The organism is Amycolatopsis sp. GA6-003, from assembly GCF_046267895.1.
Classification (GTDB): Bacteria; Actinomycetota; Actinomycetes; order Mycobacteriales; family Pseudonocardiaceae; genus Amycolatopsis.
Window position 1 is genome coordinate 4151136 of the sequence record NZ_CP176499.1, and the last position, 14909, is coordinate 4166044.

Genomic DNA, 14909 nt, shown 5'->3' on the forward strand with positions numbered 1-14909 from the left:
GCCCGGCGAAGGCTGCGGACGGAGGAAGAATGACGGAGATGGCGCGACTGCAACGAGGCGTCCGGTTGCCCCGGACCGAGCGCCGGGCCCAGTTGCTGACGGCCGCGCAGCGCGTCTTCGCCGAGCACGGGTACCACGCGGCGGCGATGGACGAGATCGCCGAGGAGGCCGGGGTCAGCAAGCCCGTCCTCTACCAGCACTTCCCCGGCAAGCTCGACCTGTACATCGCGCTGCTGGAAAGCCACGTCGACGACCTCGTCGGCCGGGTGCAGGGCGCGCTGAACTCCACCACGGACAACCGCCAGCGCGTCCCGGCCACGGTCGGGGCGTTCTTCGACTTCGTGAACAACGACGCGGGCGCGTTCCGCATGGTCTTCGAGTCCGACCTCCGCGGCGAGCCCGCCGTGCAGGAGGCGGTCGACCGCGCGACCTCGGCCAGCGTCGAGGCCATCACCGAGACGATCACCTCCGACGCCGGGCTGGACGAGGAGAAGGCCCGGCTGCTCGCGGTCGGCCTGGTCGGGATGAGCCAGGTCAGCGCGCGTTACTGGCTGCAGCACAACCAGTCGATGAGCCGCGAGGACGCGGTGGCGCTCACCGCGAACCTCGCATGGCGCGGCATCGGCGGCGGGTTCCCGCTCAAGGACAGCTGACCTCAGTGCGCGTGGTCGCGGTTCCGGGCACGCTCTGCAGCCCGCGGATCTACGCGCCGCTGGCGGCCGCGCTGCCCGGCGAACTGGACGCGGTCGACTGGATGACCGCGCCCGGCCCGTGGCGGATCGAGGACATCTCGGCGCGAGTCGCGGACCGGATCGAGCAGCGCGGCCGCCCGGTCACGCTCATCGGACACTCCACTGGCGGCTGTATCGCGGCGATGGTCGCGGCCACCCGGCCGGAGCTGGTGTCCGGGCTGCTGCTCGCGAACACCGGCGCGCACATGCGCGGCCACGGCGACGTCGACCGGATCCTCGCCACGATCGCCACCGACTGGGGTCCGGAACTGCACGCGGCGATCCTCGACCGGTCCTTCGCTCGACCGCTGCCGCCCGAGCTGCGCGCCGAACTTCTCGGCTACGCTGCCCGCGTCCCGGCCGAAGCCGCGCTGGAAGTCCTGACGAGCCAACGGGAGCTGGATCTCACGCCGCGGCTGGCGTCGATCCGCTGCCCGGTCGCGGTGCTGCACGGAATCCACGACCGGGCCCGCACCCTCGCGGACGCCCAGCACCTCGTCGACCATCTGCCGGACAGCGAACTCGTCCCCGTCGAGACCGGGCACTCGCCGATCTGGGAGGACGTCCCGGCCACCGTCGCCGCGCTCGAACGGCTCCGCTAGCTCATTCGCGCGGCTTTCGCTGGCGGGGCACCGATCTCGCCGCGCCGGGCAGTTCGACCAGCAGTTGCTCGAGATGGACGCTGTCCGGCAGCGCGCCGCTCGGATCGGTCAGCCAGGTGTCGGATTTGCTTCTCCGGGACGGTTGTTCGCCCTCGGACAACAAGGCGGCGTAGCAGCCGTAGTCGATGGCGAACCCGTCGTAGAGCGTTCCCGGCCGCTTCCGGTTGACGATGCCGCGCCGCACCAGGTGCACGAGCCGGGCGTCGTACAGATCGCGCATGGTCTCGTCGTGCGCGCCGCTCGCGTGGTCGAGCAGGAAAGTGCGGGAGCGCCGCCGGCCGACCACCTCGTCCACCAGCCAGCGAAGCGTCGCCAAGGCCGGTTCGTTCCCGGCGATCGCGGCGTATTTGTCCCGCAGATACCAATCCTGCGCGGCTTGCCGGACGTGCCGGATCCCGATCGTCGCCGTGTTCGCGTGCTGCGCGGCCAGCGCGGCGATGTTGATCGCGTCGCGGGGCACGCCCTCGGCCGCGTGGACAAGTTCGGGAAAGGCCGTGCGGCTGAACGCGGTGGCCACGAATTCCGCGGCGTCGTCGGTCACCGGCATCCGCGGTCGGACGTGGTTGAGGAACAACTCGGCGAAGAACTGCCTCGACTGGCTCCGGCCGTGGTCGAACAGGAGCACGTCGTCGAAGCTGACCGCCGACGCCGCGTCCGCACCGACCTCGATCCCGACGTAATCGCCCTCGCAGCCCGGTTCTCGGAACCGGGACCGGCGTTCGATCGCCGCGATCTTGACCGTCGTCCCGCGCGTCGGGAGCACGCTGCGGCGCAGCAGATCCGCCAGCAACGGTTGCAGCTCAAGGGGAATCGAACTCCACTCGTCCAGCAAAAGCCACAGCCGGGCCGGCGCCAGCGCGGCCGTGACCCGCGCCAGCGCCCGGCTGAGCGGACCGAAAATGACCTGGTGATGCTCGGTTCCGGTGCGCCGCAACCGATCCGAGGCCGTCACCGACTGCCGGCTGCTGCCCGACATCGTCACCTGGCCGCGCGGACCGCCCGGCCCCCAGGACGCCGACGCCCCGGCGCTGCTCGCCTGCTCCGCGGAGCCGCCGACCGTGGTCTCGCGCTCGACATTGCCGACGACCTCGACCGTCGTCGCCGCCTCGGTCAGCTCGTCCAGGCCCTGCAGCAAGCCTTCCTGGTCGGAAACTCTCGTCTCGATCGCGGTGGTCAGCAGCTGTTCGTGCACCGCTTCCAGCGTGTCGACCAGCAATTGCGTGCCCCGAAGCGGCACCGGCAGCTGCTGATTCGCGTACAGGCCGCTAGTGGAGCCGATCGTGCGCAAATCCAGGTACACCGCGACGTCGTGGGTTTCCTCGACCAGATCGGCCAGATAGAGCAGGGCGTGCGTTTTCCCGGTGCCGCGGCGGCCGTAAAGGATCTGATGGTCGGCGGAATGCAGAATCGCCGAGAACGACCCGGCCACCACGAAGGTTTTGGCCAGCGTATGCCGGTCCACGCTCTCCGCCCGCCGGGAAATCGCCATCAGGCTCCGGTTGACGTGCGCGCTCAGCGGCTGCCCCATGCCCGTCCTGTCCCGTCGGCGACATCCCAGCCACCCAGCGTGACAGCGCCGGGCGGCCGGGAACAGCCGACAGTCAGGTACGAGCGCGGAAAAGGCGAACGCGCACGGTCACGAATGCGTGGCTCTCGTGAGTGTTCATGCCGGTTCTCCCGGTAAAAACATTCACGAAACCCGCAGCAGCGCCCCGATGCGTTTCGCGACCTCGCCCGCCCGCTCCTGCGGCAACATGTGCCCGGCGCCGGGAAAACGGACAAACTCCGCGTCCGGCAACTCGTCCGCGATCACTTTCGCGTGCGGCAGCGGGCAAAGCCGGTCCTTTTCCCCGGCCAGCACCACCGAGGGGGTGCCGCGCAAAGTCGCCAGCGCGACGCGGCGGTCGTGCGTCGAAATCGCGTCCTGGAACGCGCCGAGGCTCGCCGGATGCGCGCACAACAGCTGATCCGCCACCAGCCGGAGGTCGGCGCGCCGGGGGTGGTCGCCGAAAACGAGGAACCGCGCGCCCGAACGCACCATCGCCGGGCTCAACGGCAGCCGCTCGCCTTTGCGGTGCGACAACGCTTTCGCCAGCCGTCGCTCGAACCGCGCGGAGAACTGTCCCGCCATTCCGGGCAGCCCCAACGTGATCCGGTCCATCTGCCCCGACGACGTCGCCACGAACGCCGCTCCGACGACCCGGTCCCGGACCAGGTCCGGATGCCGTTCGGCGAGCGCCATCATGGTCATGCCGCCCATCGAATGCCCAGCGAGCACCAGCGGACCCGACGGCACGCGCGCGGCGATCAGCTCGGCCAGATCGTCGGCCAGCCGCGGAATCGTCCCGGTTTCCTTGGTCGCGGGCGCGGAACCGCCGTGCCCGCGCAGGTCGTAGCGCAACGTCCGGACGCCCGGGCCCAGGTGCTCCATGACCCCGTCCCACGTGCGGTGGTCCTGCGTCCAGCCGTGCACCAGCACCAGCGTCACCGCGGCGTCGGCCGGACCGCTCAGTTCGACGTGCAGCGCACAGCCGTCGCTGGTCACGAACCGATGCTCGCGAGCCGGATTGCGAAGCCGCTCTACGGTGGTCATTTGCCCTCCGGCAACAGGAAAGACTTGCGCCAGAACGGTTTCCCTGGCAACCCGACCAGCCCGGACTCCTGCAGGAACGGCATGATCTTCTCCCCCGCCCACGCGATCGTCGCGCGCCAATGCGGGTTGTTCAGCGCCGTCTCGACGCCCTCGCGCGGCCGGATCCCGACCGCCTTGTAGACGTTCGGGTTGATGAACGCCCGCGTCACGAAGTACGAGATCAGCGCGATGCTGAACTGCTGGTAGGCGACCTCCGCGCGACCCAGTTTCGCCATCCCGCGGGTGACTTCCTCGCGGGCGAAGGTGACGTGCCGCGCCTCCTCCAGCACGTGGATCCGGTTGACCATCCGGACCAGCGGCTGGATCTGGTCGTCGTTCATCTGCTCGCGCTGCAGCCGGTCGAGCACCTCCTCGGCCACCAGGATCGCGCCGTAGCGCGCCGGGCCGTAGGAAATGGTCGGCATCAGCTTCGCGAGCTGCCGCAGCACCGGCACCGGGCCGTAGGTCGGGCAGCCGATCCGCGCGGACATCCTCGCGAACATCGTGGAGTGCCGGCATTCGTCGGCGATCTCGGTGAGCGCGAACTGCGCGTGCGCGGTCGTCGGGTCCTGTTCGTAGACCTCCTTGAGCAGCATCTGCATCAAGAGGATCTCGAACCACAGCCCGGTGGTCGCGATGCTGGCCATCTCGTGCTTGCCCAGCTCGATCCGCTGCTCCGGGCTCAGCCGGTCCCACAGCGGAGTGCCGTAGAGCGACGAGCGCTCCGGCAGGATGTACCGCTTGCCCTCGACCAGCGGCGCGTCCCAGTCGATGTCGACGTCCGGATCGTAGAACTTGTTCGCCGCCGACTTCAGCAACCGCTGTGCCGTCGCCTCCCGGTCGGTCACCTTGAGCGTCCGCGTCATCATCAGCCCCTTCCAGCGCCTGACTCGCCGTTGAATCGAGAAGCCGCGTACCGCCTGCTCCCACAGAACATGTAACCCGTGGTAACAGTTACCTCTGGTAGCATGACCGCCGTGATCGAACGTGTCAAGCGCTCCAGCAAGCAGTCCGGCAAGCAGGCGGCCGACACCGGGAAAGATCCGGCGGACACCGGGGACGCCCGCCGCGATCGCTGGCGCAAGCACCGCATCGCGCGCCGCGCGGAGTTCGTCGAAGCGGCCCTGCGCGCGCTCGACGCGCACGGTCCCGAACTCGGCATGGAGGACGTCGCCGCGGAAGCCGGCGTCACGAAACCCGTGCTGTACCGGCATTTCGAGGACAAGGCCGACCTGTACGTCGCACTCGGCCAGCGCGGCACGGAGATCCTGTTCGAGCGGCTCATCCCGGCGATCAACGCGGAACTCGCGCCGGTGCCGCGGATCCGGATGGCGCTCGACGCGTTCTTCGGCGTCATCGAAGAACACCCGAACCTGTACCGCTTGCTGGCACACGGCGGGCTGCCGGGCAAAACCGCCGATTCGGACGTCGTCGCGGAGGACAAGGAGGTCATCGCCACCGCGCTGACCGCCCTGCTCGGCGACTACATGCGGATGTTCAACATGGACTCCGGCGCGGCCGAACCGTGGGCGCACGGGATCGTCGGCATGGTCCAGAGCACCGGCGAATGGTGGCTGGACCGGCGTTCGATGGGCCGCGATTCGGTGGTCGAGTACCTGACCCAGATCATCTGGGCGGCGATCGACGGGCTCACCCGCCAGCAAGGCGTGGTGATCGACCCGAACCTGCCGCTCGAGGAGAACAAGGTCGTCCAGCTCGGACGCACCGAAGAAGGCACGAACAGCGACGCAGGCTGACGAGAGGACTCCGGATGAGCGACGAAGACGGCTACACGGGCACCGCGACGCTGGTCGTCGACGGCGAGCAGGTGTCCGCCGAGGTCGATCTGCGCGGCTATTTCCAGCCGATCGACGGGTATTACCACTGGTACGGCCGCGTCGCCGCGAACCCGAAGCTGGCCGAGGCGATCGGCGGGCGGAAGAAGGCGTGCGAGGTGCGGGTCGGCGAGCACACCGCCGAGGGCGAGCTGTCCGATCCCGACCCGTGGGGCCGCTACCGGCTCGCCGGCACGTCCACGCCGCCGTTCGCGGTCCCGAAGACGCTGGCCGAGGTCGAGGAAGCGACTGCCTGACCCCGCCTGACCCTGCCTGACCAGGGCTGACTACGCGAAAAGGCCGCTCCGGAAGCGATCTCCGGGGCGGCCTTTCGTGTACGGCTTGGCTCAGTCGCCGACGCCGAACCCGACCTTGCGGACGTCGGACGGGGCGATCTCGACGTACGCGATGCGGTCGGACGGGACCAGGTACTTGCGGCCCTTCTCGTCGTTGAGGCGGAAGAGCCCGTCACCGGCCGTCAGCGCCTCGGCGACCAGCTTCTCCACCTCTTCGGGAGTCTGGCCACTGGACACCACCAGCTCGCGCGGCGTGTCCTTGATGCCGATCTTGACCTCCACGTGGGACCTCCGCTGGAAACTCGTTGTGACTACGCCCGGCAAGGCTAACCGAAGCGGGCCGCCGCGGTGGCGCGCGACCAGCGGGTGATTCGCGACCACTCGGCTCAGCCCAGCCCCAGTGCCTGCATGCGCTTGGTGTGCCCCTGCTGCAACCGGCGGAACAGCGCGCCGATTCCCGCGAGGTCGCCGGACCCGGCGACGATCAGTTCGGCCAGGCCATCGCGTTCGGCCACCACGTACTGCGCCTGGGTGAGCGCCTCGCCGAGCAGCCGCCGCCCCCACAGCGCGAGCTTGTCGCGGGCCTTCGGATCGGCCTTGATCCCGGCCGCGACTTCGCGCTCGGCGAACGCCGAATGCCCGGTGTCGGCGAGCACGGTCAGCACCAGCTCCTTGGTCTCCGGGTCGAGCCAGTTCGCGATCTCGCGGTAGAGGTCGGCCGCGAGCCCGTCCCCGACGTACGCCTTGACCAGCGACTCCAGCCATGATTTGGGCCGGGTGGAGGCGTGCCAGGCGTCCACCTGCGACACGAACGGGGCCATCGCGTCCTCGACCGCGACGCCGTTCGCGGCCAGATGCTTCGTCAGCAGATCGAGGTGCCCGATCTCGGCGGCCGCCATCGAGGCGAGCGCGGCCCGGCCGGCGAGCGTCGGCGCGCTGCGGGCGTCCTCGGCCATCCGGTCGAACGCGGACAGCTCCAGGTAGGCGATCACGCCGAGCAGGTCGACGACGCCTTCGCTGATCGTGGGCGGGGATGCGGCGGGCTCTGCGGGCACGGCGGGGTCGGTCACGGCGACGAGGGTATCGCCGAACCGCAGGCCCGCGCCGCGAAGAGACCGATCCCACGCCGCGCCGCCGCTCCCGGTATTCCCCGGAAAACGGCTGACCAGGTAGAGTGGGGAGGGATAAACAGAAGCTTCGCCGCGCCGGACCGCCTTTTTCTCAAGGGCCCCGGGAGCGGCGGGAACCAGGCGAACGGCCGGTGCCACCAGGGCAGCCGGGGTTCGCCGCAAGTGTGCGTGCACGCCTCCCAGCGGCATTCCCGGGAGGGCGGCTCCGGCACCACTGGCCTCCATCGCAGAGGCCGCGGTGCGAGTCAGGCCCCCGGTCGAGTGTCGAGTGACAACCGGCCTGTGCGCGCTGGTCACGAGAGAGGCGATCACCCTGACCGCAGAACAGTCCACAACCGAACAGACCGAAACCGCGCAGGCCAGCCCCGCTGTCGCCCTCGAGCACAGCGAAAACGGGCCGGCCGCGCTGGACACGTCGCACCCGCTGCAGGCCGGTGCCCCGGTGACCGAGGAGTCGCCGACGTTCGCGTCGTTCGGAGTGAAACCCGAAATCGTCAAAGCGCTCGCCGAGGCGGGCATCGAGCACACGTTCGCCATCCAGGCGCTGACCCTGCCGCTGGCCATGGCCGGCGACGACCTCATCGGCCAGGCCCGCACCGGCATGGGCAAGACGCTCGGCTTCGGCGTCCCGCTGCTGCACCGCGTGCAGGTGCCCGGCGACGGCACCCCGCAGGTGCTGGTCGTGGTGCCGACGCGCGAGCTGTGCATCCAGGTCGCGAACGACCTGAAGGGCGCGGGCAAGCACCTCGGCATCCGCACGCTGGCGATTTACGGCGGGCGGCCGTACGAGCCGCAGATCGAGGCGCTGCGCAAGGGCGTCGACGTCGTCATCGGGACGCCGGGCCGGCTGCTCGACCTGGCCGAACAGCAGCACCTGGTGCTCGGCAAGATCCGCGGGCTCGTCCTCGACGAGGCCGACGAGATGCTGGACCTCGGCTTCCTTCCGGACATCGAGCGGATCCTCCGGATGGTGCCGGACGAGCGGCAGACGATGCTGTTCTCCGCCACGATGCCGGGCCCGATCATCACGCTCGCCCGGACGTTCCTGAACCAGCCCACGCACATCCGGGCCGAGGAGAACGACGCGGGCGCGATCCACGAGCGCACGGCGCAGTTCGTCTACCGCGCGCACTCGATGGACAAGACGGAGCTGATCGCGCGGGCGCTGCAGGCCGAGGGCCGCGGGCTCACGATGATCTTCAGCCGCACCAAGCGCACCGCCCAGAAGATCGCCGACGACCTGGTCGAACGCGGTTTCGCCGCGGCCGCGGTGCACGGCGACCTCGGACAGGGCGCGCGCGAGCAGGCGCTGCGCGCGTTCCGCTCGGGCAAGGTCGACGTGCTGGTGGCGACGGACGTCGCGGCGCGCGGCATCGACATCGACGACGTCACGCACGTGATCAACTACCAGTGCCCGGAGGACGAGAAGACCTACGTGCACCGCATCGGCCGCACCGGCCGCGCGGGCCGCACCGGGGTCGCGATCACCCTGGTCGACTGGGACGAGGAAGCGCGCTGGAAACTGATCTCGGACACACTGGGCCTCGACCTGGCGGAGCCGGTGGAGACGTACTCGTCGTCGCCGCACCTGTTCAGCGACCTGGGCATCCCGGAGGGCACGAAGGGCCGCTTGCCGCTGTCGAAGCGCACCCGAGCTGGCCTGTCCGCGGAAAAGGAAGAAGACCTGGGCGGCAAACGCCGCGGCGGCCGTCGAGGTTCTGCCGCTTCTGCTTCTTCGGAAGAGGAAGCCCCGCGCAAACGCAACCGAACCCCGCGCAAACGAACCCGAGGCGGCGCTCGTGCGGCCGCGGCGGTAGAAGCCGCGGACGCCACCGCTTCGACGGCGTCCGACCAGCAGGAAGAACGCCCCCGGACGCGCCGGCGCACCCGCTCGGGAGCGGACGCGACCGGCCCGGCGACCTCCACCGGCAACGCCACCCCCGCGACGACGTCCGACTCCGGAGAGACCGCGGAACGCCCGGCCCGCCGCCGCCGTCGCCGCCGCCCGTCCGCATCTGATACACCTGCGTCGGCAGACTGAGCGACACACCGGGAGTCAGTTACGTGAACGACCACGGGAACGGCACCGACGAAACGCCCCCCGAACCCGGATCGAACGTAGCGGGCACTCCCGCGAATCCCGACGAACGCCCCCGGCCGGACTTTCCGGCCGGGGCGCACGTCTCGGAGGGGGGTGCCGCGGGGGCCGGTCCGACTTCGCCGTCGGCTGACCAGTCCTCCGCAAAGGCCGGGCTGCCGACTCCTGCCGAGGCTTCCGCCGGATCCGGGCGCGCTGAGGCCGTCCCGGGCTCTGTGGGAAGCGCTGCCGCACCAGCCGGAGACCTGCCCCAGTCTGCTGCGGACTCGCCCGGGGCCGCTGAGGCGTCCTCGCCCTTCGCGGGAAACACCCCCGGATCTGCCGCGGCAGCTCCAGACTCCCCTGCCGCGACCCCAAGCAGCCCTGCCACCGCGAACCCGACCGAAGCTTCCGCCGGGTCACAGAGGCCTGTTGAGGCCGCCACCTCCGCAGGAAACACCCCGGCAGCAGCCCCAAACAGCCCTGCCACCGCGAACCCGACCGAAGCTTCCCCCGGAGCACACAGGCCCACCGAGGCCGCCTCCCCCTCCGCAGGAAGCACCCCCGCACCAGCTGCAGACTCCCCTGCCGCAACCCCAAGCAGCCCGGTCACCGCCAACCCGGCCGAAGCTTCCCCCGAAGCACACAAGCCCGCCGAGGCCGCCTCCCCCTCCACAGGAAACACCCCCGCACCAGCTGCAGACTCCCCTGCCGCAACCCCAAGCAGCCCGGTCACCGCCAACCCGACCGAAGCTTCCCCCGAAGCACACAAGCCCGCCGAGGCCGCCTCCCCCTCCACAGGAAACACCCCCGCACCAACTGCGGACTCCCCCGCGGCACCCCCAAGCAGCCCTGCCACCGCATCACCCGTTCGCGGCCCCCAATCCGCAGACCCGGCCGCCCAGGCTTTAGCCTCAGACGCCACCCCCGTGACCCCGCCGGTCACCGCCGAGGAGCAAACCGGCCCGATCGCGCGCGTCACCGACGAACCCGCCACGGGCGCCAGCACCGCTGCCAGGTCGTACGGTTCCGAAAACCTCCTCCCCCGCCAACCCGCCGCAGATCCCGTTGCGCGGCCCGGAAAAGCCCGCCGTTCGCCGTGGAATCGCGGGCGGGACCGGTTGATCGCGGGGGCGATCGTCGTCGTGGTCGCGGTGGTCGCCGCGATCGTCGCCGCCACCAGCGACAATCTGCACACCAGCCGCGCGCTCGCGGCTCCGCCGCACGCGCTCCCCGCGCCGCCGTCCTCGGTGCCCGGGTCGATGACGCAGCTGTGGCAGGCCCCGAGTTCGGCGACGCCGATCCCGATCGGACAGTCCGACACCGTCACCACCGCGGACGGCAGCGAGGTCGCCGGCCGCGATCCGCTCACCGGGCAGATCCGCTGGCACTACACCCGCGAGAACCTGCAACTGTGCACTGTGGACACTGCATGGGGCCGGGTGAACGCGGTGTACCACAAGACCATGGGCTGCAGCGAGGTCACCCAGCTCGACCCCGCCACCGGCCGCATCACCGCCCAGCGCAACGGCGACGCCGAACTCGGCACCCGTCTCGTCAACGACGGCAGCCACGTCACGACGACCGGCAAACATCTTCTCGACACGTGGCGCGACGATCTCGTGAAGAGCATGGAGTACGGCAAAGTCCCGTTCCTGCAAAATGCGAACAAGCAACCGCGCCCCAACTGCACCTACGGCACGGTAGCAGTGGCCGCCGACAAAATCGGCGTGATCGAACGCTGCCCCGGCGACCGTACGGACCGGCTGACTGTCTACAAGGCGACCGCCGAGCACGAGGACGAACCGAAGGTCACCTACACCGCCCTGCTGGCTGGCAAGCGAGCCCGGGTCATCGCGATGTCGGGCGACCTCACCGGGGTGCTGCTGCCGGACCAGAAGCTGTACGTCGTCTACGGCGCGGACGGTTCGCAAAAAGCCGCCTACCCAATGGATCTCCCCGCCGCGGACACCGCGAACGACCCCGTCGGCGGCACCGAAGCAACGACCCGCACCGCAGCGGGGATTTACTGGTTCAGCGGCTCCAAAACCGTTGCGCTGTCCCGAGACGACCTGTCGCCCCGCTGGACCCTAGACGGCACCCTAGGCCCAGGAATCACCTTCGCGACCCAACTGGTAGTCCCGATCCGCGGCGGACTGGCCGTACTGAACGAAACGAACGGCGCGACCCTCCGCACAGTAGGCGTCGACCGCGGCGCCTACACCGGCCCAGTCCGCCTCACCGCACTGGGCCCGGTACTGCTGGAGCAGCGTGGCCCGACCCTGGCCGCCCTGCGCTGACCTGGCGTCAGAACCACCACAACACCCCGAACGCCACTCCCGCGACGACCAGCACGCCAACCCCCGCCCCCACCGCCACTTTCCCGGTGCGGTGGTCGGCAATCCGTTGCAGCGCAAGCATCCCGACGGCCGCGACCGGATGCCCGACCACCTTGAGCAGGCCAGGCCCGGGTGCCCCGTTCACGAGACACAACAAGCCCACGACAAGCACCCCGACGGCCAGGACTGCCATCCCCGCGGCGACCGACCCGGTGAACCCACGCCACCACCGCCCGCGGGGTTTGCGCCTCGCGGACGCTCCAAAGTGCTCAGGTGCTGCCTTGGCTGACGCCGCGTCACCGCCGGTCGCGTCATCGCGCGCGAGGGTTTCCTGGATAACCGCAGCCTCGTGGTTGCTTCCCGCACCGTTGGCCGCCGAGTGATGGATAACCGCATCCCCCTCCGCCGAGGGATGCTGAGCGTCCGCCGCATCGCTCACGGTGTGACTGGTTGCCGCTGAGTCATGGATAACCGCAGCGGGGCGCCTCGCAGCTGCACGACCATCCGCCGACTCGCGGGAGGTCGCACGGGCAGCGGTCGTGCGAACTTGAGCTGCAGCCCCGTTCTCCGCTCTGCCACCATTCGCCGCTGCGCGACCAGCAGCCGCACGATCCTCCCCCGCACCGCCGTCCATAGCCGAACCGCCATTGGTGGCCGCGATGTCGGCACGACCCTCCGCCGCGCCGCCGACACCCCTTGCACCGCCACCGGAATACGCACCGCGATCCCCCACCGCACCGGCCGCGGCCGCGCGAACTTGAGCTGCGGCCTCGTTCTCCGCGCTGCCGCCACTCACGGCCGCACGATCCGCCACCGCACCGCCGTCCACAGCGGAACCACCATTCCCGCCCGCAGCATCAGCATGCCCATCCACCGAGCCGCCGACACCCCTCGCAACCCCACCGGAACGCACACCGCGATCCCCCGCCGCACCGGCAGCGACCGCCCGATCTTGAGCCGCAGCCCCATTCTCCGCGCTGCCGCCACTCACAGCCGCACGATCCGCCACCGCCGCACCGCCGTCCACAGCGGAAGCACCATTCCCGCCCGCAGCATCAGAACGACCCGTCGCCGCGCCGACACCCCTTGCAACGCCACCGGAACGCACACCGCGGTCCCCTGCCGAACGGGCGGCAGCCGCCTGATCTTGAGCCGCAGCCCCGTTCCCCGCACCACCACTCACCGCCGCAGCACCGCCGTCCACAGCCGAGCCATCACTCAAGCCCGCAGCATCAGCACGCCCCTCCACCGAGCCGCCGACACCCCTCGCACCCCCACCAGAACGCACACCGCGATCCCCCACCACACCGGCAGCGACCCCGCGAACTTGAGCCGCAGCCGCGTCCCCCGCACCACCACTCACCGCCGCACGGCCAGCAGCCGTGCGAGGACCCGCCGCATCACCAGCACGGCCCTCCGCACGAAGTTCACCGCCATTCCTCACCACGGCAAGATCCTCCCCCGCGGCACCGCGAACGCCCCGCTCCTGAGCCGCCCAGCGAGCGTCCCGATCTTCAATCCCCGCACCGCGAACCCCGGCGCCCGTGGCATCACCACCACCCAGGGCAGCAGCAGCCTCACCGTGGGCCGGTTCCTCCATGTTCGGTGCCGCCACGATCCTCGGGTCCAATCCACATCTCGGGAAACCCCTACGGCGCAAGCAAATCCCACGGTTGCGCGGCAGGGGCGGTCTGCTGTCCCGCCACGCAGCTCGGGCGGAAGTCGCACCATGCGCAGCGGCGGTCGGGGCGGGCGGGGAACAACGTGTCTCCGTCGCCGCCCGCGTCCAGGGTATCTGCTGCCAACCGCAGATCTCCGGCGGTCTCCTCGGCGCGTTCCAGGTGCCGCTTCAAGGTTTCCGGCGTGTGTTCCGCCGCGGCGATCGTGCCGGAGGGCAGGTGGTGCAACTCGACCTTCGTGCACGGCATGCGCAAGGTGCGGCTGGCCGCCACGGCGTACATCGCCAAGGCCTGCGAAGCACGGGCCTCGTGTTCGTCCGGCGCTCGGCGGCCGGTTTTGTAGTCCACGATCACCAGTTCGCCGCCGCGCTGGTCGATTCGGTCGGCTCGGCCTTCGATGATCATCGTCGGGCGGCCGCCGGTCGTGCTGACCGGCGCGGACACCCAGCGTTCCAGGCCCACCGGATCGTCGCTGACGTCGTTGTCCTCCACGTACTCCGCGACCCAGCCTTTCGCGCGCGCACGGTAGCGCGCGGCCTGGTCGTCGTCCGCGAAACCGGCGTCCTTCCAGTGCTCGGCCACCAGCGCGATCGCCCGCTGCGGCGTCCGTTTCGCCACTGGCAGGTCGAAAAGCGCCCGCAACGCGTTGTGCACCACCGCGCCCAGCGTGCTGTGCGCCCACGGCCCGGTGCGCTGCGGCGTCGGCCGATCGAGGTACGCCAGCCGGTACCGGCGCGGACAATCGTCAAAGGTGCTCAGCCGCGCCGGCGACACCTTGGTGAGCCGCTGCGGTTGCTCGACGCCGAAGTCGAACCCCAGCTGTTCTTTCACGCCGCCCCCTTCCATCGCCGCCCACGCTACGCACCCCCACCGACACTTTCCGGCGTGGGCCGCCAAGCTAGCCGCCCGCGATGAAGCCCTGCACCGAATTCGCGACCAGTTCGACGGCGATCGCGGCGAGCAGCAGACCGGCGATCTTCGCCAGCAGCGTGATGCCGCTTTCCTTGATCAGCCGGATGACCACGCCGGAGAACCGCATGCAGGTGTACAGCACGAAATGCACGGTCACGATCGCCAGCGCGAGCGCGATGTAGGCGCCGACATGACCGTCCGCCTGCCGGACGAACACGATGGTCGCCGCGATCGCGCCCGGCCCGGCCAGCAGGGGCGTGCCGAGCGGGACGAGGGCGACGTTGACGTCCTCGGTCGCTTCGGGCTCGTTGCTGCCCGCGTTGCCGGTGAGCAGCTGCAACGCGATCAGCAACAGCAGCAACCCTCCCGCGCCCTGCAGCGCCGGGATGCCGATGCCCAGATACGCCAGAATCGCCTGCCCGGCCACCGCGAACAGCGAGATGACCAGCAGCGACACCAGTACCGCCTGCCGGGCCGCCTTGACCCGCGTCGCCATCGGTTTGCGGCCGACCAGGCTCAGGAACACCGGCACCGTGCCCGGCGGGTCCATGATCACGACGAGGGTGATCGTCGCGCTCATGAAGAGCTTCGCGTCGAAGAAATCCGAGACGGCCAT

The 14909-nt window shown here is 70.2% G+C and carries 16 protein-coding genes; 6 read left to right on the plus strand and 10 right to left on the minus strand.

Annotated elements, in window-relative coordinates:
- The first annotated feature begins 29 nt into the window (after window positions 1-29).
- Complete coding sequence (locus F9C12_RS18180; protein WP_409183160.1) at window positions 30-653, plus strand: TetR/AcrR family transcriptional regulator; 624 nt, start codon at window positions 30-32, stop codon at window positions 651-653.
- Between the two features lie 5 nt (window positions 654-658).
- Window positions 659-1333 carry an alpha/beta fold hydrolase gene (locus F9C12_RS18185; protein ID WP_409466679.1) on the plus strand — a complete coding sequence of 225 codons (675 nt, stop codon included), beginning with the start codon at window positions 659-661 and terminating at the stop codon, window positions 1331-1333.
- A gap of 1 nt (window position 1334) precedes the next feature.
- Here F9C12_RS18185 and F9C12_RS18190 read toward each other — a convergent pair whose 3' ends face one another.
- The 3 genes from F9C12_RS18190 to F9C12_RS18200 form a co-directional block, all read right to left on the minus strand.
- Complete coding sequence (locus tag F9C12_RS18190) at window positions 1335-2921, minus strand: ATP-binding protein (RefSeq protein ID WP_409466680.1); 1587 nt, start codon at window positions 2919-2921, stop codon at window positions 1335-1337.
- 162 nt (window positions 2922-3083) lie between these two features.
- Entirely contained in the window at window positions 3084-3986 is a 903-nt protein-coding gene (locus F9C12_RS18195) for an alpha/beta fold hydrolase (RefSeq protein WP_409183163.1), read from the minus strand.
- On the minus strand, window positions 3983-4891 hold the full coding sequence (locus tag F9C12_RS18200; protein WP_409183164.1) for an AurF N-oxygenase family protein: 909 nt from the start codon (window positions 4889-4891) through the stop codon (window positions 3983-3985). Before F9C12_RS18200 ends, F9C12_RS18195 begins: the two co-directional genes overlap by 4 nt.
- Before the next feature lie 102 nt (window positions 4892-4993).
- On the opposite strand from F9C12_RS18200, the gene F9C12_RS18205 reads away from it, so the two are divergent.
- Window positions 4994-5782 carry a TetR/AcrR family transcriptional regulator gene (locus F9C12_RS18205; protein WP_409466681.1) on the plus strand — a complete coding sequence of 263 codons (789 nt, stop codon included), beginning with the start codon at window positions 4994-4996 and terminating at the stop codon, window positions 5780-5782.
- A 14-nt stretch (window positions 5783-5796) separates the two neighbouring features.
- A complete protein-coding gene (locus tag F9C12_RS18210) occupies window positions 5797-6117 on the plus strand; it encodes a DUF4873 domain-containing protein (protein WP_409466682.1) in 321 nt (106 codons plus the stop codon).
- A gap of 90 nt (window positions 6118-6207) precedes the next feature.
- Here F9C12_RS18210 and F9C12_RS18215 read toward each other — a convergent pair whose 3' ends face one another.
- Together F9C12_RS18215 and F9C12_RS18220 are read right to left on the minus strand one after the other, a co-directional pair.
- Entirely contained in the window at window positions 6208-6438 is a 231-nt protein-coding gene (locus F9C12_RS18215) for a DUF3107 domain-containing protein (RefSeq protein WP_009072973.1), read from the minus strand.
- A gap of 104 nt (window positions 6439-6542) precedes the next feature.
- Window positions 6543-7226 carry a ferritin-like fold-containing protein gene (locus tag F9C12_RS18220; protein ID WP_409183168.1) on the minus strand — a complete coding sequence of 228 codons (684 nt, stop codon included), beginning with the start codon at window positions 7224-7226 and terminating at the stop codon, window positions 6543-6545.
- A gap of 328 nt (window positions 7227-7554) precedes the next feature.
- Between F9C12_RS18220 and F9C12_RS18225 the strand changes: the two genes are divergently transcribed.
- Window positions 7555-9327 carry a DEAD/DEAH box helicase gene (locus F9C12_RS18225; protein WP_409183169.1) on the plus strand — a complete coding sequence of 591 codons (1773 nt, stop codon included), beginning with the start codon at window positions 7555-7557 and terminating at the stop codon, window positions 9325-9327.
- Window positions 9328-10292: 965 nt separating this feature from the next.
- Window positions 10293-11663, plus strand: coding sequence for a hypothetical protein (locus F9C12_RS18230; RefSeq protein WP_409466683.1), 1371 nt, complete (start codon window positions 10293-10295; stop codon window positions 11661-11663).
- Between the two features lie 7 nt (window positions 11664-11670).
- Here F9C12_RS18230 and F9C12_RS18235 read toward each other — a convergent pair whose 3' ends face one another.
- From F9C12_RS18235 to F9C12_RS18255, 5 genes are all read right to left on the minus strand, one after another.
- Window positions 11671-11895: a hypothetical protein gene (locus tag F9C12_RS18235; protein WP_409183170.1), complete on the minus strand. Its 225-nt coding sequence runs from the start codon at window positions 11893-11895 to the stop codon at window positions 11671-11673.
- Between the two features lie 599 nt (window positions 11896-12494).
- Window positions 12495-12671 (minus strand): hypothetical protein, encoded by a 177-nt coding sequence (locus F9C12_RS18240; protein WP_409466684.1) that lies wholly within the window; start codon window positions 12669-12671, stop codon window positions 12495-12497.
- 18 nt (window positions 12672-12689) lie between these two features.
- Window positions 12690-12875: a hypothetical protein gene (locus F9C12_RS18245; RefSeq protein ID WP_409466685.1), complete on the minus strand. Its 186-nt coding sequence runs from the start codon at window positions 12873-12875 to the stop codon at window positions 12690-12692.
- Between the two features lie 476 nt (window positions 12876-13351).
- Window positions 13352-14227, minus strand: a complete 876-nt coding sequence (locus tag F9C12_RS18250) for a RecB family exonuclease (RefSeq protein WP_409183173.1) — start codon at window positions 14225-14227, stop codon at window positions 13352-13354.
- 52 nt (window positions 14228-14279) lie between these two features.
- Window positions 14280-14909: a MarC family protein gene (locus tag F9C12_RS18255; RefSeq protein WP_409183174.1), complete on the minus strand. Its 630-nt coding sequence runs from the start codon at window positions 14907-14909 to the stop codon at window positions 14280-14282.